21 protein-coding genes are annotated in these 23101 nt (G+C 65.3%); 17 read left to right on the forward strand and 4 right to left on the reverse strand.

What is annotated here, in order from left to right:
* Positions 1-71: 71 nt before the first annotated feature.
* Positions 72-470: an IS5 family transposase gene (locus EV140_RS00005; RefSeq protein WP_422386071.1), complete on the reverse strand. Its 399-nt coding sequence runs from the start codon at positions 468-470 to the stop codon at positions 72-74.
* Between the two features lie 134 nt (positions 471-604).
* On the opposite strand from EV140_RS00005, the gene EV140_RS00010 reads away from it, so the two are divergent.
* The 6 genes from EV140_RS00010 to EV140_RS00035 are packed head-to-tail and all read left to right on the forward strand — an operon-like array spanning position 605 to position 6948.
* Positions 605-1483: a substrate-binding domain-containing protein gene (locus tag EV140_RS00010; protein WP_130279828.1), complete on the forward strand. Its 879-nt coding sequence runs from the start codon at positions 605-607 to the stop codon at positions 1481-1483.
* Between the two features lie 60 nt (positions 1484-1543).
* Positions 1544-2323 carry an ATP-binding cassette domain-containing protein gene (locus tag EV140_RS00015; RefSeq protein ID WP_130279830.1) on the forward strand — a complete coding sequence of 260 codons (780 nt, stop codon included), beginning with the start codon at positions 1544-1546 and terminating at the stop codon, positions 2321-2323.
* Entirely contained in the window at positions 2320-3369 is a 1050-nt protein-coding gene (locus EV140_RS00020; RefSeq protein WP_130279832.1) for an ABC transporter permease, read from the forward strand. Before EV140_RS00015 ends, EV140_RS00020 begins: the two co-directional genes overlap by 4 nt.
* Positions 3370-3416: 47 nt before the next feature.
* Positions 3417-4634, forward strand: a complete 1218-nt coding sequence (locus tag EV140_RS00025; protein WP_338418527.1) for an ROK family protein — start codon at positions 3417-3419, stop codon at positions 4632-4634.
* A gap of 48 nt (positions 4635-4682) precedes the next feature.
* Positions 4683-5537, forward strand: coding sequence for a nuclear transport factor 2 family protein (locus EV140_RS00030; protein ID WP_130279836.1), 855 nt, complete (start codon positions 4683-4685; stop codon positions 5535-5537).
* Complete coding sequence (locus tag EV140_RS00035; RefSeq protein ID WP_130279838.1) at positions 5521-6948, forward strand: glycoside hydrolase family 1 protein; 1428 nt, start codon at positions 5521-5523, stop codon at positions 6946-6948. Before EV140_RS00030 ends, EV140_RS00035 begins: the two co-directional genes overlap by 17 nt.
* 620 nt (positions 6949-7568) lie before the next feature.
* On the opposite strand, the gene EV140_RS00040 is transcribed toward EV140_RS00035, so the two are convergent.
* A complete protein-coding gene (locus tag EV140_RS00040; protein WP_130279840.1) occupies positions 7569-8687 on the reverse strand; it encodes a substrate-binding domain-containing protein in 1119 nt (372 codons plus the stop codon).
* Positions 8688-8815: 128 nt separating this feature from the next.
* Between EV140_RS00040 and EV140_RS00045 the strand changes: the two genes are divergently transcribed.
* The 11 genes from EV140_RS00045 to EV140_RS00095 all read left to right on the forward strand — a co-directional run bounded on the left by EV140_RS00045 (position 8816) and on the right by EV140_RS00095 (position 21559).
* A complete protein-coding gene (locus tag EV140_RS00045; protein ID WP_130279842.1) occupies positions 8816-9925 on the forward strand; it encodes an ABC transporter substrate-binding protein in 1110 nt (369 codons plus the stop codon).
* Positions 9926-10020: 95 nt separating this feature from the next.
* Positions 10021-10734, forward strand: a complete 714-nt coding sequence (locus tag EV140_RS00050) for an ATP-binding cassette domain-containing protein (protein ID WP_198674296.1) — start codon at positions 10021-10023, stop codon at positions 10732-10734.
* Complete coding sequence (locus tag EV140_RS00055; protein ID WP_198674297.1) at positions 10731-12011, forward strand: sugar ABC transporter permease; 1281 nt, start codon at positions 10731-10733, stop codon at positions 12009-12011. Before EV140_RS00050 ends, EV140_RS00055 begins: the two co-directional genes overlap by 4 nt.
* A gap of 108 nt (positions 12012-12119) precedes the next feature.
* Positions 12120-13331, forward strand: a complete 1212-nt coding sequence (locus tag EV140_RS00060) for a Gfo/Idh/MocA family protein (protein WP_130279844.1) — start codon at positions 12120-12122, stop codon at positions 13329-13331.
* Positions 13328-14227, forward strand: coding sequence for a sugar phosphate isomerase/epimerase family protein (locus EV140_RS00065; RefSeq protein ID WP_241971213.1), 900 nt, complete (start codon positions 13328-13330; stop codon positions 14225-14227). The genes EV140_RS00060 and EV140_RS00065 overlap by 4 nt, the downstream gene beginning before the upstream one ends.
* Positions 14224-15315 (forward strand): Gfo/Idh/MocA family protein, encoded by a 1092-nt coding sequence (locus EV140_RS00070; RefSeq protein WP_130279846.1) that lies wholly within the window; start codon positions 14224-14226, stop codon positions 15313-15315. Before EV140_RS00065 ends, EV140_RS00070 begins: the two co-directional genes overlap by 4 nt.
* Positions 15312-16322, forward strand: a complete 1011-nt coding sequence (iolG, locus tag EV140_RS00075; RefSeq protein WP_130279848.1) for an inositol 2-dehydrogenase — start codon at positions 15312-15314, stop codon at positions 16320-16322. The genes EV140_RS00070 and iolG overlap by 4 nt, the downstream gene beginning before the upstream one ends.
* On the forward strand, positions 16319-17206 hold the full coding sequence (locus EV140_RS00080; protein ID WP_130279850.1) for a sugar phosphate isomerase/epimerase family protein: 888 nt from the start codon (positions 16319-16321) through the stop codon (positions 17204-17206). The genes iolG and EV140_RS00080 overlap by 4 nt, the downstream gene beginning before the upstream one ends.
* Before the next feature lie 61 nt (positions 17207-17267).
* Positions 17268-18134, forward strand: coding sequence for a 5-deoxy-glucuronate isomerase (gene iolB, locus EV140_RS00085; protein ID WP_130279852.1), 867 nt, complete (start codon positions 17268-17270; stop codon positions 18132-18134).
* 4 nt (positions 18135-18138) lie between these two features.
* Entirely contained in the window at positions 18139-20019 is a 1881-nt protein-coding gene (gene iolD, locus EV140_RS00090; RefSeq protein WP_130279854.1) for a 3D-(3,5/4)-trihydroxycyclohexane-1,2-dione acylhydrolase (decyclizing), read from the forward strand.
* Positions 20020-20089: 70 nt separating this feature from the next.
* The gene (locus tag EV140_RS00095; RefSeq protein ID WP_198674299.1) at positions 20090-21559 is read left to right on the forward strand and encodes an NAD-dependent succinate-semialdehyde dehydrogenase; all 1470 of its coding nucleotides are present in this window, start codon (positions 20090-20092) and stop codon (positions 21557-21559) included.
* A gap of 39 nt (positions 21560-21598) precedes the next feature.
* Here the strand turns inward: EV140_RS00095 and EV140_RS00100 are convergent, their stop codons facing one another.
* Together EV140_RS00100 and EV140_RS00105 are read right to left on the reverse strand one after the other, a co-directional pair.
* Positions 21599-22339: an IclR family transcriptional regulator gene (locus EV140_RS00100; protein WP_130279856.1), complete on the reverse strand. Its 741-nt coding sequence runs from the start codon at positions 22337-22339 to the stop codon at positions 21599-21601.
* A complete protein-coding gene (locus tag EV140_RS00105; RefSeq protein WP_130279858.1) occupies positions 22336-23094 on the reverse strand; it encodes an IclR family transcriptional regulator in 759 nt (252 codons plus the stop codon). Before EV140_RS00105 ends, EV140_RS00100 begins: the two co-directional genes overlap by 4 nt.
* Positions 23095-23101 lie beyond the last annotated feature (7 nt).

Here is a 23101-nt window from a genome sequence, read left to right on the forward strand (position 1 = left end):
CGCCGCTGCTCGCGGGCTTCCCTGTCGATCATGGTCATCAGTGTCGTCCTTTCGTAAGAAGCCGACACCCCTTACACACACCATCTGACACCCTCAAAGCCCCCTGTGTGGCGCGGAAGCGTCGCGCCGTGCTGGTGGACGCGGGCGATCGTCGAGTCGATCGAGACCACCCAGTCCAGCCTCCCGGCCGCCTCGGACCGCCGCTGCATCTCCGCGAGCAGCCGCTCCCAGGTGCCGTCCTCGGCCCAGCGCATGAAGCGCTTGTAGACCGAGTTCCACTTCCCGAACCGCTCCGGCACATCCCGCCACGGCGCACCCGTGCGGTACTTCCACGCCGCGCCCTCAACCGCCAGACGATGATCCGTCCACGACCTGCCCGCCGTCCTCACCGCTGGCAGCAACGGCTCCAGCACCACCCACACCTCGTCCGAGATCTCCTGTCGCACCACAGACCCAGACTCGCCGAACACCAACCCAAAACCCTTGATCAACACGCCCTAGTGGTTCGATCATCGCTCTCATCGGCTTGGCCGGCTGCTCCGGTCAAGCGACCGCCGACAATCCCGAGGGGTCGTCCGACTCTGCCATCCAGCTCGCCGGTGTAATGGCCAACGCCACCGACCCGTATTGGATCTCTGTGATGTGCGGCGCCGACGCAGCCGCCAAGGAGGCAGGCGTCGAGCTGAAGTGGTACACGACTCCGACGACGTCGACCGACACAATGTCTCAAGCATTCAACGCGGCGACACTGACCGAACCCGACGGCCTGATCCTGAACCCCTTCCAGGCGACCCAGTTCTCCACACAGGTCGGAGAGCTGATGCAGGACGGGATTCCGGTCGTGACGAGCACACCGCTCGATCCCGCAACGCAGTACACCGACGTCCCCCTCGCGACGGACGGCTCCAATTTCGTCGACGAGTTCATGAAGATCCTGCCCGAGGGTCCCGGCAGCATCGTCGCACTGGGAGGTATTACAGGGATCCCCGTGCTCGACGCGACGTGGAAGCCTCTCGAGGAAGCGGCCGCCGAGCAGCGTCCCGACATCACCGTGCTTCCGACGGAGTACACCGACTTCGATGTCACGAAGACCACCCAGATTGTCAACGGGCTTCTCCTGGCGCACCCGGACCTGAGTGTCATCATCGCGTCGACCGGCCCCGAGGGTCAGGGTGCGGCGGCGGCGGTGCAGCAGGCGGGAAAGGCTGGTGACGTCAAGATCTGGGCGTACGACGCGGTTCCCGCCGAGGTGGAAGCGCTCAAGGATGGAGTGATCACGGTCCTGGCCGCTAAGCCTGCGCAGGCAGCGGGAGAGAAGTATGTCGCAGTCCTCCTGGAAGCGATCAACGACAATCCGGACAAGGAAGCGGTCTCACCACTGTCCCCGGCGCTCGATCCACTGCCCCTGACCATCATCACCCAGGACAACGTGGACTCGCCTGAGGCGCAGGCCGCGATGTACAAGGAGACCTGCGACGCATGATCAGCCGGTTGGGAGGTCCGATCGGCGGATCTCCCAACCACTAATCGCAAGGAGTAGCACATGAGCAACGAAGCAACGAGGCCGGAGATTGCGATTGCCGGGCGTCATTTGGCCAAGAGGTTCGGCCACGTGCAGGCTCTGAGCGACGCCAGCATCACGGTGCCGTCGGGCAAAGTGGTGGCGTTGTTCGGCGACAACGGCGCCGGAAAGTCGACGTTCCTGAAGCTCCTCCTAGGCATCTACCAAAAGGATGCTGGGGAGTTGATCATCGGCGATGAGCAGGTGGAGCTGCACTCGGTTCGCGACGCCCAGCAACTCGGCGTCGACTGCGTCTATCAGGACCTGGCTCTCGCGCCCGATCTGTCGGTTGTGGACAACATGTTCCTCGGGCATGAGCTGACCCGGCCGGGTGCGCTCGGCTGGGCCGGCTTCGTCGACCGGAAGGAGATGGAGGAGCGCGCCGATGCCGCCCTACGGAACCTGTCCATCAAGTTGCCATCCCTGCGCGTCGCTGTTCAGGATCTCTCCGGCGGACAGCGTCAAGCCGTCGCCGTCGCTCGGGCGGTGATGTGGTCGAGGACAGCTGTGCTGATGGACGAGCCCACCGCAGCGCTCGGAGCCAGGCAGAGCGAGATCGTCTGCGATCTCATGCGCAGCGTCGCCGAGAGCGGCCTTGGAGTGCTCGTCGTCTCGCACGACCTCCCACGCGCGCTCAAGGTCGCGGACACGGTCAACATTCTCTGGCGGGGAAAGACGGCCCTGGAGGCCCCGGCCGCGGGGCTGACTGTTCCCGAAGTCGTGTCCACGATGGTCGGCTACCAGGTTGGAGAGGCAGCATGAGTGCGACGCAGAACGCTCCTGCACAGGCGAAGGACGACGCCGCCGACACCCGAGCAGTCACGCAGGCACACCCGATCGTTCGCTGGCTCGGTTCCAGCGGAGCCTGGGTGCTTCTGCTCGATATCGCGCTCATCGCGCTGTTCTCGATCATCTCCCCCGGCAACGTGTTTTGGTCCCTGCAGAACCTGGAGTCGATGCTGCTGTCCGGCACGGTCACTCTGCTCCTCGCGCTCGGCATCGCGATGCTCCTCGGTGCGGGCGGCATCGACCTCTCCGTCGGAGCGAATCTCGTGTTCTCTTCGGTCGTGGCGGCTCTGACAATCCAGGCGCTCGCGCCGAATGGGGTCGCCTTCGCGCTGATCATGGGGGCAATCGCCGCGGTCCTCGCGGGTGCGCTGTTCGGCACCGTCAACGGCATCATCATCGGGGTCTTCGACGTCAACAGCCTGATCGCGACGCTCGGCACAACGGGGCTGGGCTTGGCGGCGGCGCTGCTGCTCACGGGCGGCTCGGACATCGGCGGCATGCCGGCAGAGCTTCAAGCCGGATTCGGGCTGAACACGCTGTTCGGCTTCATCCCGCTTCCGTTCCTCGTCGCCATCGTCGCCTGGGTCATCCTGTGGGTCGTGCTGAGGAAGACACGGTTCGGCTCTCGCACCCTCGCAATCGGCTCGCTCCGACTTGTTGCTTCGAGAGCCGGCGTTCGAGTCTCCTGGCATATCCTCTCGCTGGCCGTGATGACCGGCGTGCTCGCAGGCATCTCCGGATTCATATCTCTGAGCAACTACGGCGCAACAAGTGTAAGCGGGCATCCTAACGATGCACTCGCGGCGATCACCGCCGTCGTCATCGGTGGAACACGCCTCGAGGGCGGGAGGGTGAGCCTCGCGGGCACAATTTGGGGAACCGCGCTTTCCGTGATCCTGGTGGGCGGACTCGTGATCATGGGCGTGCCGTCCTTCTGGCAGCTCGGCGCCGTGGGCTTCGTGCTGATCGTCGCGGTCTGCCTGGACCGCATCCAGGCCCGGCGCCGACCGTCGCTCTGAAAGAAGGGGATCACCAACCGATGTCTGAGTCCATTGACCAGCTCGACATGCGCCAATCCAACCTCGCCCTCGTGCTGAGCGAGGTGATCCGCGGACCTCGAAGCAGAGCGCAGTTGGCCGACGACATCGGCATGACAAAAGGTGCCGTAGGCAGCCTCGTCAATGAGCTGATCGCTCGCGGACTGGTTCGACTCACCGAGGCCGCTAGCACCGGCGGGGTCGGTCGCCCGGGGCAGACGGTGGAGGCGGTCGCATCCCGCGCGCACGCCATCGGGATCAGCTTCAGTCCGCCCTACGTGATCGGCACAACCGTGAACCTCACCGGAGATGTCGTGGCCCAGGAGAAGGCGACGCTGGTCGAACGGCACACTCCCATTGAGGAACTGATCGTGATCACCCGCGGCATCGTCGACCGACTGCACGAGTCGGTGCGAACGACATCTCCCGACTCGGTGCTGGCAGGGGTTGCAGTCGGTGTGCCGGACCTGGTCGATCCCTCTGCGGGAATCGTCCGGCGATCTCCGACCATCGGACTCAGCGACTACCCGCTCGCGGCCGTGCTCCGGACCGCGCTGGGTGACATCACCCCCCAGGTGGCGATCGACAACGATGCCACCTACGGAGCCCTCGCGGAGGCGCGCCGCCTGGGTGAGGCGGGAGGTGGAAACCTGCTCTACCTGACCGGCTCGATGGCGATGGGGTGCGGGATCATCGCCCAAGGGGTGCCGTTCCGCGGCTCGACCGGCTATGCGGGTGAGGTCGGCCACATGGTGATCAATCCCGACGGGAAGCTCTGCGTATGCGGCAGCCTCGGATGCTGGGAGTCCGAGATCGGGTTGAATGCTTTCCTCACGCTGGCCGCGGACCCGGAAGATCCTGTGCGGGACACCACCATAGACGGGAACGAGCGCGTCGCCGCCATCGTGCAACGCGCGGAGGAGGGCGACCCGCGCGCGCTGCTCGCGATCCAGCAAGTGGCCCGATATTTAGGACTGGGGCTCGCGAGCCTGATCAACATCTTCAACCCGGAGGCGGTAATCCTCGGCGGGTATTTCATCCGGCTCTTCCCGTATCTTGTGCAGCCCGTGCAACGCATCGTGCACGAACGGGTGCTGTCCGAGCGCCTCGTTTCCTGTCGCATCCTCCACTCCGATCTGGAGATGTATGCCGGCGCCACCGGCGCCGGCATCGCGACCATCGACGCACTCGTGGCAGACCCCGCGAGTGTTCCGCGCCTCACCGCGACCTCCGCAGCAGCCCGCTGATCTCAGGCACGCGAAACCGTGCACGCAGTATCTACGAAAGGAAGCACTATGACCTCCACGACGCAGACGGATCGAGTGGGACATCAAGTGGATGTAGCCACCTCCCTCATCAACGGGCTCGTCAATGGCGATGTCGCGGGCGTGAAGGACCTGTTCGTCGGGCCTGCCGACATCGACGACCCCGCCGCGGGCCGACAGATCGACGGGGGTTTCGACCGCCTTGTCACGTCCTGGGCGCCGGCGAATTTAGCGCGGGTCAAGTCGGTCGAGCTCGCCCACCACACTGCCGGAAAGGATGGGAAGTTCGCGGGCTCGGAATTCCACCTTGTTCTCGAAAAGGACGGCGGAGACAAGGATCTCGACGTTGTCGTCATCAGTGAGTTCGATGAAAGCGGCGGCCTCGTCCGCAATCGGCTCTACTACCGACTGGCCCGGGTCACCGGTGTGCAGCACCTCCGAACGCGCATCCTCCCCGAGGAGCCCGTCCACCTCGAGCCCTTCAACCCCGTCTTGGACGCGTATCAGAAGGCGCTTCGCAAGGGCGACCCGGACGGCCAGGCGGACACCTTCTCGGAGGATGGCGTGTTCAACGGACATGGCGAATCTCAAGACCTGCGCGATGGCGTCGGGATGGGGATCTACCGAGGCCGTGAAGAGGTTCGCGCCGTGCTGCGCGAGATGTTCGACATCGGCGATGAGGAAGCCGGGCACGCAGGTGAAGAGCATGCTGGAGCCGTGATCGAGAAGCTGAACGTGATCGACGACGGCACGACGACCGTGCTGGAGTTCAACATCGTGCACCTCAACCACCCCGTCAACCGCACCTCCGCGGGGGTCGCAGCGTACGAGCTCGGCTCCGATGGCCTGATTAAGGAGGCGCGCGTCTATGACGAAGCATGGTGACAACGACTCCCATCCATTCCTATGGGGAGTGTCGACGGCGGCATACCAGATCGAAGGCGCCGCGGCCGAGGACGGACGTGGCCCCTCGATTTGGGACACCTTCTCGCACGAGCCCGGCCGGGTACTGCACGGCGACACCGGTGACATAGCGACAGATCACTACCACCGTCTCGAGGAGGATCTCGACCTCCTCAACGAGCTCGGCGTGGACGTCTACCGCTTCTCCTTCTCCTGGTCGCGGGTGCTCCCGACCGGCCGCGGGAAAGTGAACGAGCGAGGGCTTGAGTTCTACGACCGGCTCATAGACGGGCTGCTCGAGCGCGGCATCCTTCCGGTCCCCACGCTGTACCACTGGGACCTGCCACAGGTTCTCCAGGACGAAGGCGGATGGGCTGCCACGGCAACCGTCGATGCCTTCGTCGAGTATGCGGCCGTCATGGCAGCCCGCTACGCGTCGCGGGTGCGAATGTGGACGACGATCAACGAGCCGTGGGTCGCGACGTACCTAGGGAATGCGATCGGCGTACATGCCCCCGGCAACCGCGATCACGACATCGCTGCTCGAGTCCACCATCACATGCTCGTCGCTCATGCCGCCGCAGCCGCCCGGATCCGCTCCGCTGTGGAGGGGGCATCAGTCGGCATCGCGCTGAACATGAGCCACATCTACTCGGCCGTCGACTCGCCCGCATCGGATCGTGCAGCCGCGCTGGCGTTCGATCAGCTAGTGATGTCGTTTCTCGAGCCGCTCCGCTCCGGACGGTACCCAGAGGGCATCGCAGGATTCAGCGACCGCTGGACTGTTGGTGCGGGAATTGTCGAGGAAGGCCACCTTGCGGCGATAGCGGGCTCGCTCGACTTCCTATCGATCAACGAGTACCACCCGCGTTACGTCATCGACCCCACCGACATCGACGCGGCGCGGCTTGCCGGGTTCACAGGAGGCACCCCGTCCCCTTTCGCCCTCGGGCTTCCGTACCTCGACGTAGAACCGGCGGGCGTCGCCCACACCGTCAGCGGGTGGATGATCGACCCGCGCGGCCTGACGGACCTGCTTCTGCGTGTCAGCGAATTGGTACCCGAGCTCCCCTTGTATATAAGCGAGAACGGAGCGACCGCCCTCGACTACCGCGATCAGACCGGACATGTCGTTGACGATGCCAGGGTCGATTACCTCGACGGGCACATTCGTGCCGCCTTGGATGCCGTCGATCGCGGCGCGGACCTCCGTGGCTACTTCGCATGGAGCTTTCTCGACAACTTCGAATGGGCCGAGGGCTACTCTCAGCGGTTCGGCCTGGTCTATGTCGACTATCCCACCCAGGAACGCACGCCCAAGCGAAGCTTCGAGTGGTATCGCGCGCTCATCGAAGAGCACACTCTCGTCCCCAGCACCTCCGGCCTGAATTGAAAGACCAGTCCTGGTGAATCAGCCGAACATGAAAGTCCCATTTTGGCAGCCTGCTCCCTGGTGGAGTGATTGATCCCGGGTGTCGCCGATGACCACGCGGACCCGCAGAGGCGTGAAAGAGCGTGTGAACAAAGAGCCTGTTTGCAGGGTGTTTACGGGGGCCCGTTCTTCGGCGTATTCCCGTGGGTCTTCAGGACTGGATGCCGAGAAAGCCGTGAGTACACGTAACGGGCTAACGATCGTGTCCTTCCCGACGACTACTCGACCCAATTCGAGTTGCATACTCCGGACGCTGACAGGCGCCTCCTGGGCCTCTCCTCATCGTGCGGCAGCGTTCGGGGCGGGTGGTCAGCACCAGCCACAGAGTGTGCGAAGAGCACGGATCTCCCCTGCGAGGCGTCTTTCTTCGCGTTTGAGTAGCTTGATCGTCTTTCGGATCGCCGCATGCGCTTGCTGACGCTCCATCCAAGACCCCGCCGCCGCGCTGGCGGGCATCGCGGTTGACACATCGACGCGCTGATCCACCAGCTGCCGTGCGAGGTCATGGCGTCTCACAGTCAGGCGAGCACGCAGGTCCAATGAGGAACGCAACTCGGTCTGGTACTTCTCGCGTGCGTCATTCATGCCGGTTCCACCAGCGATGGGGACGCCGATGAACGCCGAATGATCAGTGACGGGGTGGCGACGTGCTCCCGCTCTTGAGCATCACCGGGTTCTTCGATCAGCATGGCGGCGGCAAGGCTACCGATTGCCTCGTTTCCCGGATCGATCGTGGTCAGCCCGATCTCTCGAAGGCCAGAGAGGTAGGTGTTGTCGTAACCGGTGAGAGCCACCTGATTGCCCGTGCGCTCCGCATAGCCGGCGATTGCCGCCATCGCGCCCACGGCCGCCAAATCATTCACGGCGGTAATCGCGGAGGGGGGTGCGGGATCGTCGAGTACCTGCTGCGCCGCGGCGTATCCGGCCGCCTCAGAGTAATCGGCCGCGCTGATGCGGATGTGGTCCCCAAGACCGAGCTCGACCATGGCTTCGCTATATGCCGCTGCCCGTGCGACCGAAACCGGGCCGCCTTCCCCGCCGAGGTGTGCGATACGCCTATGACCTTGCTCCGCCAAGTGACGTACCACCATCCGCATGCCGGCAGTATCGTCTCCGCGCACGGTGCGCGCGTGAGGCAGCCCTTCGGGGATGGCGCTGGCGACCACGACGGGAACATTGAGAGCGAGCCCGCCGATCTCCTGCATGTCGGGCACGGACCCGACGATGAGGATGCCTTTCGGACGCAGATCGTGAAAGAGACTCAGAAGTCGACGATCCAGGATGTGCTGATCGTCGAGACGAGGCAGCGCCGCGCTGGTCATCAGGCTCACCTCGCCTGCGGCGGCCAGAGTGAACCGAGCGGCGTCGACGATCTCCGCGAACAACGGATTGTGAAGATCCGCAACGAGGATTGCGAAGAACCCACTGCCGGTGCCGGCAAGAGAGCGCGCGACGAGATTCGGCCGGAATCCCAGTTCTTCGGCCGCATCGAGCACGAGCTGACGCCGAGTCTCACTCACCGTATGGGGACGGGTGTATACGAGCGATACGAGAGATTTTGAGACCCCAGCCCGCTGAGCGACGTCGCGAATGGTCGGGCGTTTCATCGGCTCGCCACTGCCTTCCGGTCGAGCGAGGCGCCGTTGGAAATTATCACGAAAAGATACCTTCGTCCGTCTGAAGAGAATTACTCTTGACATTCAGGGCATGATGACAGCATCATTATGTACCTGGACCGGTCCAAACCGCCAGGCGGCAACGAAGCTTTCTCACCGAATCTCGCATTCGGTGCGGCCGTTGCCCACTCCATAGCAACGAAGGACGTTCAATGAAGAAGTTCACTCCGCTGATCGTTGCGGTCAGCGCCCTCACGATCGTGTTGGCTGGATGTTCCGGTGGCAGCTCGGGTGGCGACGCCAGCAGCGACGCCGGCGGGGACGGTCAGCAGGTCTTCATGCTGCTGCCGAACTCGACCACGACCCGCTTCGAAGCGCGAGACGCACCGTACTTTGAGGAGGCGCTCGCTACTGAGGCCCCCGACGCGGAGCTGACCGTCCTGAACGCCGAGGGCGATCCAGCTAAGCAGCAGCAGCAGGTCGAAGACGCCATCACTCAGGGCGCGTCCGTGATCGTGCTCGTTTCGGCCGACGCGAACCTCGCCGCCGGCTCGCTAGCTCTGGCTGATCAGGCGGGCGTTCCCGTGGTGCTCTACGACCACGACGCCATCGGCGGTCCGGCGGCAGCGCAGGTGGTTTTCGATTCACTCGCCGTGGGCGAAGAACAGGGTGCGCGGGCGGCTGAGCTCGCAGAAGCCATGGAAGGCGAGGGCTTGAAGGTGGCCCGCATCATGGGCAACCCCGGGGAGTACGGCACTGAGCAGTACACCAAGGGTCAGAACGAGCACCTGCAGCCGCTCATCGACAGCGGCAAGATCGAGGTCGTCTGCGAGCAGAACATCACCAACTGGGATCCCGTGGTAGGCCAGGCCTTCATGGAGGACTGCCTCGCTCAGCAGAGCAACGACCTCGACCTGATTGTCGCCATGAACGATGGTCTGGCCGGTGCATCGATTGCTGCACTCACAACTCAGGGTCTCGAAGGGACGATCCCCGTGACCGCCGGTCAGGACGCCACCGTTGAGTCGTTGAACTACATCGTTCAGGGCTTCCAAGACAGCACCGTCTTCAAGGACCTGCGCCTCCAAGCGGAAGGGGCCGCCAAGATCACTGCGGCACTGCTGCGCGGCGAAGAGGTGCCTGAAGACCTGATCAACGGCGAAGTGGACAACGACTTCCAGATGGTCCCCGCAATGTTCCTCCCTGTATCGAACGTGACCATCGACAACATCCAGGACGTCGTTGACGCCGGGGTGTGGACGTGGGAGCAGATCTGCCAGGGCGCTGAGGAGACCGAAGTGTGCGTGGAGAATCTGCCGTGAGTGACAACACCGCTCAGGTGGTCCGGCCCTCGAGAGACTTCGAGGGCCAGGCCCCCATCCTCAGCCTCACCGGGATCAAGAAGGCTTACGGCGCAGTGACCGTGCTGCGCGGTGTCGATCTTCAGATCCGCCCTGGCGAGGTGGTCGCCCTCGTCGGTGACAACGGCGCCGGCAAATCCACCCTGATCAAGACCGTCGCGGGCATCGTCCGGCCGGACGAGGGCGAGTACATCTTCGACGGCAAGCAAGTGGACATCCGGACGCCCAACGACGCGACGTCGCTCGGGATCCAGACCGTCTACCAGGACCTCGCGCTATGCGACAACCTCGATGCGGTGCAGAACCTGTTCCTGGGCCGTGAGCTCGCCGGAGCCCCCATCTTCGGGCGACGGGTGAAGCGTGCCGAGTCGCAGAAGCGTGCGAAAGAGGTGCTGCGCCAGCTGCGGCTGGACAGCATCTCGCTGACCCGCCCCGTGGGCGCGATGTCGGGCGGCCAACGTCAGAACATCGCCATCGCACGGTCCATTCTGTGGAAGCCGAAGCTCGTTCTCTTCGACGAGCCGACCGCGGCGCTCAGCCACAGCGCGGCCGCGCAGGTCGGGGAGCTCATCAAAGGCCTCGCCGCTGACGGTCTCGGGGTCCTCGTCGTCTCGCACGACATCCACCAGTTCGTCATCGACGTGACAGACACCACCTACGTCCTCCGGCTCGGCCGGGTCGCCGCCCGCTTCAACTCCAAGGAAGTGTCCGGCGAGACCATCGTCAACTCGATGGTCGGCGGCAATGAGGGAGTGAACTCAGCAGGATGAGCACACACAACACGGGGCCTGCCGGCACGACCGGCATTGGCGATCCCGACACGGATATCGCGATCGAGACGCCTTCGGGCACGATCCAAACTCCTCCGCAGAAGCCGAATCGTCGGCAGATGCTGACTGCCCTGGCAACCAATTTCCGCGCTCTGCCGGTACTGGTCGCCCTCCTCGCGCTGGTGATCTTCTTCTCCACACAGTCGGACGTCTTCCTGTCCAGCAGGAACATCTCCAACCTCCTGGTGCAGACCGTCGTCACCGGCACAATCGCACTTGGGCTGGTTTTCATCTTGCTCGTCGCCGAGATCTCCCTGTCGGTAGCGGCGATCAGCGGTGTCACCTCGGTGTTCATGGCCAAGTTGGTCGTCGAGGCCGGTGTTCCTGGCTGGCTCGCGATCGTCATCGCGATTTCGGTGGGCGTCCTCATCGGAATCCTCACCGGAGCGTGGGCGACCCGGTTCCTTGTACCCACGTTCGTCGTGACGCTGGGCCTGGGACTCGTGCTGAACGGCATACAGCTCGCGCTCCTGCCGGATTCGGGTCGTTACAGCCTGCTAGGCACTGGCATTGAGGACATCGCCGGCACCTACCTCACCGGAGTGTGGTCCTGGGGTTTCCTGGTCCTGGCCGTCGCCGCGGTCGGTCTGCTCGCGCTGAGCCGCTACGGACGAAACCGGTCCTTCGGCATCGAGACATCGTTGCTGCGGGTGGTTATTCTGCCCGTCGCGGCCATGGCGATCATCGGCGGCGTCCTCGTCGCCGCTCTGAACAGCAGCCAGGGCGTGCCTCTCCCGGTTGCCATCTTCATGGTGCTGCTCGGACTTGCCGGCTATTTGCTGAGCGAGACCAGATTCGGTCTGCACCTGTACGCGGTCGGCGGCAACGTCGACGCGGCAGCGCGATCGGGCATTTCCGTCCGCCGCATCAAAATGATCGCCTTCGCGATCAGCGGCGGCCTTGCGGCCCTCGCGGGTGTGATCGCGGCATCGCGGCTGCTCGGCGTCTCCGTCTCGTCCGGCGGCGGCATCGGTGGTGGTGCACTCCTGCTGAATGCCATCGCCGCAGCCGTGATCGGCGGCGTCAGCCTTTTCGGCGGTCGCGGACGCGCCTCCTCGGCGCTGCTCGGCGCCTTGGTGATCGGCACCGTCAGCAATGGACTGAACCTGATGGGTGTCGAAACCCAGGTGCAGCTCATCGTCACCGGCGTGCTCCTCGTCCTGGCAGTCACCCTGGACCGGACCATCGAACGTGCCACCGGACCCACCACCAAATAGACCGACTGCGTTGGCCGGCCCGCTCCGCAAAGCGGCCCGGTGGGCTGGCCAACGTGTTCATCACCCTTCCCAGCGGTTCGACCGCTCTCAGCATCCAGGAGATCTCACATGACCGCCTCCGGCGAAACCCCCCGCACCGTTGGTGTCGGCCTGATCAGCGTTGGCTGGATGGGACGACTGCACAGTCGCGCGTACTCCGTACTTCCCTTCTTCTACCCGGAACTGGGTATCCGCACCCGCCTCGTCGCCGCCGCCGACACCGCACCGGCCGGCCGGGAATACGCCGCAAACGTGCTCGGATTCGAGCGGACCTTCGCCGACTACCGCGACGTCCTGGCCGACCCCGAAGTCGAGGTGGTGTCGATCTGCGCCCCGAACTTCCTGCACGCTGAAATCGCAGTCGCGGCGGCCGAAGCGGGCAAACCGTTCTGGGTGGAAAAGCCCGTCGGAAGGTCCGCGATCGAGACCGCCGCCGTCCGCGACGCCGCCGAGAAGGCCGGCGTGCCCACCACAATCGGTTTCAACTACCGACATGTGCCCGCCGTCGAGCACGCCCGTCAGCTGATCAACGAGGGCACGATCGGCACCATCACCAACGTCCGCGGACGCTTCTTCGGAGGGTTCTCCTCCAACCCGGAAGACCCCTTCACTTGGCGCTTCGAGCGGGAGCAGAGCGGCAGCGGTGTCCTCAACGACCTGATGGGCCACCTTGCCGATCTGATCCACTACCTCCTCGGTCCGATCGGTTCCGTCACCGCCGTCACCGGCACCTACCTCACCGACCGACCCGGACTGAAAGGCACCCCTCACGAGGGGACACGGGTCCCGGTCCAGAACGAGGACTACGCCACGATGCTCATCCGCTTCGACGACTCCGCCGTCGCTGCCGGCGCCCTGGGCAGCCTCGAGGCGTCACGCATCGCCGTCGGACCCAAGTCGGAGTACGGCTTCGAGATCTTCGGCACCGAAGGCTCACTGCGATGGGAGTTCGAACGCCTCAACGAAATCGAGATCGCGATTGGTCGCACCGGGTCCCACGTCGGCTACACCCGGGTGTTCGCGGACCGCAGCTTCCCTGAGTACGACCGGTTCCAGCCCAGCTCCGGCACAGGGATGGGGTACGACGACCTCAAAGTCATCGAGGCGAAGAAGTTCCTCGTCTCCGCCACCGGCGGCCCGGCGGAAGGCTCCAACATCGCGGACGCGCTCGCCTCCGCACAGGTGCTCAGCGCCGCCGAGGAGTCGGCCGCGTCCAGCCAATGGGTGACCACCCCGGTCGTGCCCGGTAACACCAGCAACACAAAGGAGAAGAGCGCGTGACCACGCCTGCCAAGATCGCCGGAGCCCCCATCAGCTGGGGTATCAGCGAGGTCGCCGACTGGGGCGTGCAGTTGGCACCCGACCGGGTCCTGTCAGAGATGCGCGCGCTCGGGCTCGCCGCGACCGAAATCGGTCCCGACGGATTCCTTCCGCCCTCACCCGAAGCAAAGGCGAAAACCCTCGCAGCGTACGACCTGACCGCTGTCGGCAGTTTCGTGCCTGTGGTGATGCACCAGGAGGACACGGATCCCTTGCCGCGAATTCTCCGCGAACTGGACGACTACGCGGCTGCGGGAGCGGACATCCTCATTGTCTGCGCCGTCACCGGCCTGGACGGATACGACACCACAAGGGAGGCAATGACCGACCGTCAATGGACGACGCTGCTGAACAACCTGGACAAGATCGCAGAGGCGGCCAGCGCTCGAGGGGTGACCGCGGCGCTTCACCCGCACGTCGGTTCCATGGTGGAAACCGCCGAGGACGTCACCCGTGTGGTCAACGACGCGTCGATACCGTTCTGCTTCGACACCGGCCACCTGATGATCGGCGGCACCGATCCGGTCGCTTTCGCGAAGGAACACGCCGCGCGGATCGCCCACACACATCTCAAAGATGTCGCCATTGCCGGCATGCAACGGGTGAAGGATGGCGAGATCAGCTACTTCGAAGCGATCGTCGCCGACAGCCTGTACCGCCCGCTCGGTCAGGGAGACGTCGATGTGCGCGCCATCGTGAAGAGCCTCATCGACAGCGGCTACACCGGCTGGTTCGTCCTCGAACAGGACAAGGTCGTCACCGCCATGCCCGCCGAGGGGGAGGGACCGATCTCTGACGCCCGACAGAGCGTGACGTTCCTGCGCGGGGTGCTCGACGAGTTGCAGAGCACATCATGACTGGGCTCCGCATCGGGGTCGTCGGCCTAGGACGAGTCGGCGTCATGCATGCGCGCAACATCGCCCAGGCGGACGGCGTGTCCGATGTGATCCTGATCGGGCGCGACACCACCAAGACCGAGCACGCCGCGGACCTGATCCGTTCGTCCATCCTCGACGGCGCACCCGTCGAGCTGGCCGGCGAGTTCGCACCGACCGGCAACATCCCCGCCCGGATCCAGACGACCACAGCGCGATTCGGTGCAGCTCTGAGCGGGCTGGACGGCATCGTCGTCGCCACCTCCACTGAGACTCACCCACAGCTGGCCATCGAGGCCGCAGAAGCCGGAATCCCCGCGCTTGTGGAGAAACCGCTCGCCCTGGACCTGGCAACGCTGGAAGCCACGTGCCGGCGACTGGAAGCGACCGGCTCGCCCGTCATGATCGCCTTCCACCGCCGGTACGACCCGGCACACCGCGCCTTGCGGCAGCGCATTGCCGACGGTGAGGCCGGCACCGTCCGGATCATCTCCGCGACCGACCACGACCGCCTGCCACTCGATGTCGATTACATCCCTCGTTCCGGCGGCATTTGGCGCGACCTGCTGATCCACGATTTCGACATCATCCCCTGGGTCACCGGTCAGCGAATCGTCAGCGTCACCGCGCACGGCAGCGTCCTGGACGCCGCCGCCCACGCCGAACACGGCGACGTGGATACCGCTGCCGCCTTGCTGACGCTCGAGTCCGGTGCCATCGCCACCGTCACCGCAACCCGGCGCAACGGTGCAGGGCAGGATGTCCGGCTGGAGGTGTTCGGCAGCGATGGCACCTTCGGCGCGGGGATCAGTGACCGTACCCCGGTCACCTCCACCGAACCCGGCGGGAACGCGCCGACCGAGCCGTACCAGCAGTTCATCGACCGCTTCGAGCTCGCGTTCCGGGCAGAGACTGACGCCTTCCTCCGCCTGGCAGCCGGAACAGGAGAAAACGGCAGCCCACCGCGAGCAGGCGTCGACGCTCTCCGCGTCGCGCTCGCCGCGGCCCGCTCCCTGGAAACGGGCGCCACCGTCACCATCAACGGAGAAGCCTTGGAGGCAGTCTCATGAGTTCCCCGCTTCGGATCGGCCTCATCGGTACCGGCCGCATCGGTCAGGTGCACGCACGCAGCGTCGCCAGCATCGACGACGCCGAACTGACGTGGGTGTGCGATCCATTCGAACAGGGCGCCCGGTCGCTGGCCGCGCGTTTCGGCGGCCAGGTCACCACCGACTCCGCAGAAGTGTTCGCCGCAGACGACGTCGACGCGGTGATCATCGCCTCGCCCACCTCCACGCATGTGTCCCTGATCGACGCGGCCATCAACGCCGGCGTGCCTGCTCTCTGCGAGAAGCCCATCGATCTGGACATCGGGAAGGTCGACGGACTTCGGCAGCGCGCGAACGAGTCCACCGTGCCATTCGCGCTCGGATTCAATCGCCGCTTCGATCCCCACTTCGCTGCCGTGCACCGCCGTGTACTCGCGGGGGAGATCGGCCGGCTTGAGCAGCTGACCATCACAAGTCGTGACCCCGCCCCTCAGGCCAAAGAGTACGTCGCCAGTTCCGGCGGAATCTTCCGCGACATGACCATCCACGACCTGGACATGGCGCGCTTCTTCGTCCCGGACATCGTGGAGGTGACCGCGCGCGGGGCGAACCAGTTTGACGAAGGAGCACGCGAGCTGGGGGACTACGACGCCGTCCAACTCGTACTGCGCGGTTCCCACGACGAGCTGATCTCCATCACCAATTCCCGCCACAGCGCCTACGGTTACGACCAGCGCCTGGAAGCTTTCGGGGACCGTGGCCTGCTGCAGGTCGGCAATGTCGGCCCCGACGTGGTGCGAGCGTTCACCGGCCAGACGGTGGAAGCCGTCGGCCCGTACTTCAACTTCTTCGTCGAACGCTATGTCGACGCGTACCGCCTCGAGCTGATCGAGTTCCTCAAAGCCGTCCGTGGCGAGAATTCGACCAGCCCCAGCTTCGAGGACGGCCGTGCGGCGCTGGTTTTGGCCAACGCCGCCGAAGAGGCTGCGCGAACCGGAGCCAGCGTGAAAGTGGACGTGCACGCATGAGCGTCCCGCCCCTCGTCGCAACCTGCTGGACCAGCGCCGGCGCCGTGATGCCGATGGATCAGCCAGAGCTCAGCCCCCACTCGGCGCTGGAACGGCTCACCGCGATCGCGATCACCGGCTGGAGCGGATTCGGTTTCAGTCAGGACGACCTCCGGCAAGTCGAAGCCACGATCGGATTCGCCGCCGTGCGCACTGCAGCTGATCAGCTCGGGCTCACACACATCGAAGTGGAGATAGCCGGTGGCTGGTGGGGCCCCGACGATCGGCTCTGGCGGCCGACCTGGGAGCTGCTGCTACGCGCGGCCAAGGCGCTGAATGCGAAGTTCATCAAGGTAGGAACCGCATTCGGTGAACCACTGAAGGACATTGCGCCGCTGGTTGGACCGATGCGCTGCATCGCCGAGGAGGCACACGCGGTCGGCACGACCATCGCACTGGAACCCCTGCCGTTCGCAATGATCGCGTCGATGCCGCAGGGCGCGGACCTCATTCGCGCGGTGGACCACCCCGCCGCCGGACTGGTCGTGGATTACTGGCACGTGTTCCGGGCGAACACGTCCCTGGACGAGCTGGCAGAGCGCGTACCGGTGGAAATGGTGTTCGGCGTGGAACTCAGCGACGCCCAGCACGAGACCGTGGGCACGCTGTTCGAAGACACGCGTGACCGTCGCACTCTGCTGACCGAGGGCGCCCAAGACGTACCCGGGTTCATCCGCACCATCCGTGAGATGGGCTACACGGGAGCCTGGGGAGTAGAGATCCTCTCCGCCGAACACCGCGCCCGCAGCCTCGAAAACGGGCTCGCCCTTGCCCACGAATCCGCTGTGCGCGCCTTCGAGATGGCAGACCGCCCCATCAACGCCACGATCTCGTCCCCCACCTGACGCGCCGCTTCGCGATTTTCACTGCGAACAGACCACGAACGAAACGAAGGAAAGGAACCCCATGGCTCAGCCACGCATCTTCCGCGCCGGCGACTGGGACACCATCACTCCCGATATCGCAGGCTGGACGTACATCAGCTTCACCGTCAAGACGCTCGCGCCGGGTGAATCGATCACCATCAGCGCCGACGAGCAAGAGCACGCGCTCGTGCCCCTCTCGGGCACGGTCACAGCGACCGTGAACGGCCAGGACATCGTCTTCGGCGGCCGAGCCAACGTCTTCGAGGGTCTCGGACACACTCTCTACGTGGGTCGGGACACCGAGATCGTCCTCACCTCTGCCGCGGGCGTGGAGGTCGCGATCGCATCCGCCCCTGCCACCACCAAACACGACCTCCGGCTGGTGACCCCGGATGACCTTCCCGTGGAGGCCCGCGGAGGCGGAAACGCGACCCGCCAGGTCGCGACGCCGATCCCACCCGGCTTCCCCGCGGACCGGCTGCTCGTCGTGGAGGTGTGGACGCCGGGTGGCAACTGGTCCAGCTTCCCCCCGCACAAGCATGAGCACGACCACGACGGTGAAGCCGAACTGGAAGAGACGTACTACTACAGGCTGCGAGATTCCGAGAATGGGTGGGCCATCCAGCGCGCGTACTCGCCGGAACGGGGCTTCGAACTGGCAGAGCCGGTCTATGACGGTGACATCTGCACGTTGCCTTGGGCGTACCACACCACGGTGGCCGCGCACGGACATGACCTCTACTACCTGAACGTTCTCGCCGGTCCGGCACCCGAGCGCACGTTGCAGGCGTTCCAGGATCCGGCCCTCGCGCCGCTGCAGAACGCCTGGCCCACCCTCGGCACCGACGTCCGAGTCCCCTTCATCCCCCGCTACCCCGAGTCGACCTCCTCCATCGAACAGGACTGATGCAATGTCGCAGACCACGTCTCCCCCCACCACCCGCCTCACCGTCGGCCAGGCGGTGATCAAGTTCCTGCAGGCGCAGTACGTCGAGCGTGACGGCGTCACCGAGAAGTTCTTCGGCGGCGGGTTCGGGATCTTCGGTCACGGCAACGTGGCCGGCATCGGCCAGGCCATGCTGCAGTACGAGAACGAGTTCCCCTACTACCAGGGCCGCAACGAGCAGGGCATGGTGCACATCGGCATCGGCTACGCCAAGATGCGCAACCGGCTCGGCGCCCTCGTCGTCTCCACCTCCATCGGGCCCGGCGCCACCAACATGGTCACCGGAGCGGCCACGGCGACTGTCAACCACCTGCCTGTGCTGCTGCTGCCAGCTGACGTGTTCGCCACGCGCGCCACCGGCGCCGTGTTGCAACAGCAGGAGATGCCGTACTCGATGGACATCACCGCAAATGATTCCTTCCGCGCCGTTTCGCGCTATTTCGATCGCGTCAACCGGCCCGAACAGCTGGCCTCTGCACTCCTGGAAGGCATGCGTGTGCTGACGAGCCCTGCCGACACGGGCGCGGTCACCATTGCGCTTCCTCAGGATGTGCAAGCAGAAGCATTCGATTTCCCGGAGGCTCTGTTCGCCGACCGGGTCTGGCACATCGCCCGAAATCGCGCCGACCGCGCTGCGATCGCCCGCGCCGCCGCGATCATCAAGGCGGCGAAGAACCCGGTGATCATCGCCGGCGGGGGCGTCATCTATTCAGAGGCCACCGAGCAGCTCGTGGCGTTCGCGGAAGAGACCGGCATCGGTGTCGGCGTGACGCAAGCAGGCAAAGCGTCCTTCCCCCACCAGCACGACCTGGCCCTCGGCGCCCTCGGCGCCAGCGGCTCCAAGTACGCCAACGAGATCGCCGGCGAGGCCGACGTCGTCATCGGCATCGGCACCCGCTACACGGACTTCACCACCGCCTCGAACACGCTGTTCGGCAACCCCGACGTGAAGTTCGTCAATATTAACGTCGCTGAAATCGACGCGCTCAAAGAGTCCGCCACCCCCCTCGTCGGTGACGCGCGCGAGACTCTGACCGACCTGCTCGAGGCTTTGGCCGGGTGGAGTGTGTCAGACGAGATCCGTCAGGCGGCAGTCTCGAACGCCTCTGCGTGGCGCGCCGAGATCGACCGGATCGTCGAGCTCGACGACGGTGCAACGCTGTCGCAGGCACAGATGCTCGGCATCCTCAACGCTGCCGCTGGTGAACGCGATGTCGTCGTGAACGCCGCCGGGTCCATGCCCGGCGACCTGCACCGGCTGTGGCGACCAGGCTCGACCAAGGGGTACGACATCGAGTACGGCAACTCCTGCATGGGATACGAGATTCCCGGCGCCATCGGCAACGGACTCGCCGACCGCACCCGGCACGTCTTCGGCCTCATCGGAGACGGCACCTACCTGATGCTCTCCCAGGAGATCCTCACCGCAGTGCAGGAGCACTTGAAGATCACGTTCGTGATCGTCGACAACTACGGCTACGGCTCGATCGCGGCCTTGTCCGAAACACGCGGCTCACAGGCATTCGGCACCCGCTTCAACGAGCGCGGCGACGGATCTATGCACGACGGCGCCCGTCTCGAGGTCGACTTCGCCGCGAACGCGGCCAGCTATGGGGCGAAGGTGTGGACCGCCGACAACGCGACCGACTTCACCCGTGCGCTGGAGGAGGCCAAAGCATACGAGGGCACCAGCGTCGTCTACGTCCAGGTCGATGCGCAGGGACGCTTCGGCGGCTCCGGCGCGTGGTGGGACGTTCCCGTGCCTGAGGTATCCACGCTCGAATCCACGCAACAGGCGCGCGTCGAGTACGACCAGAACCGCGCCAAGCAGCATCTCTACCTGTGATCGCATGGCGCCGGGTGTCGCACGTCCCGGCGCTGAGTTCGCAGCATCCGCTATTTGAGAGAGAAGATCCGTGACCACCTCTGCCGACGCCCTCAGCCGCATCCTCCACGACCTGCCGACTGGACTCTTCATCGGAGGCGAGTACCGCGCAGCCTCCGACGGTGCAACGTTTGCCGTCATCGATCCAGCCAACCTGCGGACGCTCACGCACGTCGCCAGCGCGAGCGTCAACGATGCCGTCGCTGCCGTCGATGCTGCAGCCGCGGCGGCAGCCGGCTGGGCAGCAACCCCGCCTCGCCAACGCGCGGTGGTCCTCTCTCGTGCATTCGAGCTCATGACCGAAGCCGCGGACGATCTGGCCACCTTGATCACCGCGGAGAATGGCAAAGTGTTCTCGGACGCCCGCGGAGAGGTCGCGTACGCCGCCGAATTCCTGCGGTGGTACGCGGAGGAGGCGGTCCGTATCCCCGGCGCGCTGCAGACCGCACCCTCCGGCGCAAACCGCATTCTCGTCTCCCATCGCCCGGTCGGCATCGCCATCCTGGTCACCCCCTGGAACTTCCCCGCGGCGATGGCGACACGCAAGATCGGCCCCGCTCTCGCCGCCGGCTGCACCGTCGTGCTCAAGCCCGCCAGCGACACTCCTCTCACGGCGCTGGCGCTAGCGAAGATATTCGAGAGGGCCGGCGTGCCCGCCGGTGTCATCAATGTCGTCCCCAGTCGGCGCTCCGGGCCCGTTGTCAGCGCAATGATCCACGACCCGCGCACACGGAAGCTCTCGTTCACCGGCTCAACAGAGGTGGGTGTCGAGCTGATGCGCCTGGCCGCCGACAACGTGCTCAAGACCTCCATGGAACTCGGCGGAAACGCTCCCTTCGTCGTGTTCGACGACGCCGATCTCGATGCCGCCGTCGCCGGCGCCATGCTGGCCAAGATGCGCAACGGCGGCGAGGCTTGCACGGCTGCGAACCGCTTCTACGTCCAGGAGGGCATCGCCGCACGATTCAGCGAGGCTCTGGCCGCGAAGATGAGTGCGCTGAAGGCCGGCAACGGACTCGACGACGATGTCCAGCTCGGCCCCCTCATCAACGAAGCTGCACGCACCGACATCCACGCGCTCGTCACCGCCGCGATCGCTCAGGGAGCCACAGCCATCACCGGTGGAGAGCTGCCGAGCGGGGAAGGCTACTTCTACCCCGCTACCGTGCTCACCGACGTCGGCCACGACTTCACGATCCTTGACCACGAGATCTTCGGCCCGGTCGCGCCGATCGTCACCTTCGCCACAGAGCAGGAGGCCATCGACCTCGCCAACGGCACGCCGTTCGGACTGGTGTCCTACGTCTTCACCGGAGACCTCGGCCGCGGTCTCCGGGTCAGCGAGAAGATCGAATCCGGCATGGTGGGCATCAACCGCGGCCTCGTCTCCGACCCCGCCGCACCGTTCGGCGGAATGAAGCAGAGCGGCATCGGCCGCGAAGGCGGCGCCGAAGGCCTGCTGGAGTACATGGAGAGTCAGTACATCGCCGTCTCCTGGTGACAAGCAGCGTCACTGACCGGGGTGGCAGTGCGATTGGGGTCACACGCGAGCGGCCGTCGTCTCCAGGGCCTCGGCCGCCCGCCGCAATTCGCCGACCAATGCATCCTGCTTCGTCCTGATCTCGGATGCCAGACCGGCGAGGGAAAGGGCACCCGCGATGGTGCCCGCTCTACCTTTCACCGGCACGCCGAGCGCGGCGATCCCCTCGGTGACATCTTCATCCGAGATGACATACCCGCGCCCACGGGTCTTGTCGACGTCGGCACGGAGTTCTTCGCCGCTGGTGAGCGTCTTCGCGGTGAACCGGGTTCTGGGGGACGAGGCGAGGAAGGTGTCGACGTCGGCGCCGAAGGCCAGCAGGGTTCGCCCCGCAGCGCCGGCGTTGAGTGGCAGGCTCCGGCCCGGCTTGAGCACCAGTACCCCGATTCCGCGACCTTGCTCCCATTCCAAGCACACGGCTTCGTCGTTTCGCAGCACGGAAAGGTATGCAGTCTGACCAGTGCGTTCGACGAGATCCAGCAGGACGCTGTGCGCACCGCTCCACTCTCGCATCGACGCGCGGGCGTTGTCGGCGAGGTGCAACCAGCGCAAGCTGAGTCGCGCCGTCGAGTCGGGCAATGACTCAGTCAATCCGATCGCGTTCAGCCCATCCAGCAGCCGGTAGACACTCGGTCGGGGCATCTGCACACGATCAGCGATCTCGCCGGGAGTGAGTGGACCTTCGGTGCTGAGCACCTCGATCACGTCGTCGGCGTTGACGAGCACCTTGATGGGCCTCATGAATTTTCCAATCCTTCTCCAAAGCCCAGCGCCCGGCTCGCGTCCGCAGCGGCTTCGACGGTCAGCGTAGCGACGTCCGGCGGCCCCAGGATGATCGCATTCCGCAAACCGCTGACGGAGATGGCGCCTTCCAATTCGCCCCGATGATTGAACACCGGAGCGCCAACCGCGCCGATCCCGGGGGTGACGTCTTCGTCAGAGATCGAATATCCGCGCGCCCGAATGAGGTCGATGGCATCGCGAAGAACTTTGTCGCCGGGCACGTCTTCGCCGTCGCGCCGGCGAACGGCGAATCGCTCGAGGACTGCCTCGCGTTCCCCCTCCGGCAGAAACGCGAGAATCGCGAGCGGCGCCGCGCCGCGGTAGAGGGGAAGGGAATCCCCGAGTCGCATCGCCAGGGAGCGCACGTCTCTGCCATCCAGCCTTTCCACACAGACCGCGGCGTCCCCGCGACGGAAGCAGAGAAACGCGGTTGCGCCCGTGTCTCGACGTAACGACACCAGCGCCGCCGTGCACGCGTCGCGGACGCTCAATCGATCCTCCAGACGACTGCCGATTCGCACGAAACGCACCCCCAGGCGGAAGTACCCACGGCGAAACTTCGAATCCACCCACCCGATGCTGGACAGCGAGGCCAGTAGACGGTACGTGGAACTCACCGGCTCGTTCACGGTGTCCGCAAGCTCCTGCGCCGTGGCTTCGCCGATGTCTTCCAGGGCAGCGATGATGGCCCCGGACTTCTCCAGGATCGCCATTCCCTCC

It is taken from the genome of Microcella alkaliphila (assembly GCF_004216855.1).
Taxonomy (GTDB): Bacteria; Actinomycetota; Actinomycetes; order Actinomycetales; family Microbacteriaceae; genus Microcella; species Microcella alkaliphila.

Coding starts and splice junctions, on each gene's coding strand:
- EV140_RS00015 (WP_130279830.1), top strand. CDS start 1,544: ATGAGCAACGAAGCAACGAGGCCGGAGATTGCGATTGCCGGGCGTCAT.
- iolB (WP_130279852.1), top strand. CDS start 17,268: ATGGCTCAGCCACGCATCTTCCGCGCCGGCGACTGGGACACCATCACT.
- EV140_RS00025 (WP_338418527.1), top strand. CDS start 3,417: ATGCGCCAATCCAACCTCGCCCTCGTGCTGAGCGAGGTGATCCGCGGA.
- iolG (WP_130279848.1), top strand. CDS start 15,312: ATGAGTTCCCCGCTTCGGATCGGCCTCATCGGTACCGGCCGCATCGGT.
- EV140_RS00010 (WP_130279828.1), top strand. CDS start 605: ATGGCCAACGCCACCGACCCGTATTGGATCTCTGTGATGTGCGGCGCC.
- EV140_RS00030 (WP_130279836.1), top strand. CDS start 4,683: ATGACCTCCACGACGCAGACGGATCGAGTGGGACATCAAGTGGATGTA.
- EV140_RS00040 (WP_130279840.1), bottom strand. CDS start 8,687: ATGTCAAGAGTAATTCTCTTCAGACGGACGAAGGTATCTTTTCGTGAT.
- EV140_RS00055 (WP_198674297.1), top strand. CDS start 10,731: ATGAGCACACACAACACGGGGCCTGCCGGCACGACCGGCATTGGCGAT.
- EV140_RS00020 (WP_130279832.1), top strand. CDS start 2,320: ATGAGTGCGACGCAGAACGCTCCTGCACAGGCGAAGGACGACGCCGCC.
- EV140_RS00070 (WP_130279846.1), top strand. CDS start 14,224: ATGACTGGGCTCCGCATCGGGGTCGTCGGCCTAGGACGAGTCGGCGTC.
- iolD (WP_130279854.1), top strand. CDS start 18,139: ATGTCGCAGACCACGTCTCCCCCCACCACCCGCCTCACCGTCGGCCAG.
- EV140_RS00035 (WP_130279838.1), top strand. CDS start 5,521: ATGACGAAGCATGGTGACAACGACTCCCATCCATTCCTATGGGGAGTG.
- EV140_RS00105 (WP_130279858.1), bottom strand. CDS start 23,094: ATGGCGATCCTGGAGAAGTCCGGGGCCATCATCGCTGCCCTGGAAGAC.
- EV140_RS00060 (WP_130279844.1), top strand. CDS start 12,120: ATGACCGCCTCCGGCGAAACCCCCCGCACCGTTGGTGTCGGCCTGATC.
- EV140_RS00080 (WP_130279850.1), top strand. CDS start 16,319: ATGAGCGTCCCGCCCCTCGTCGCAACCTGCTGGACCAGCGCCGGCGCC.
- EV140_RS00100 (WP_130279856.1), bottom strand. CDS start 22,339: ATGAGGCCCATCAAGGTGCTCGTCAACGCCGACGACGTGATCGAGGTG.
- EV140_RS00045 (WP_130279842.1), top strand. CDS start 8,816: ATGAAGAAGTTCACTCCGCTGATCGTTGCGGTCAGCGCCCTCACGATC.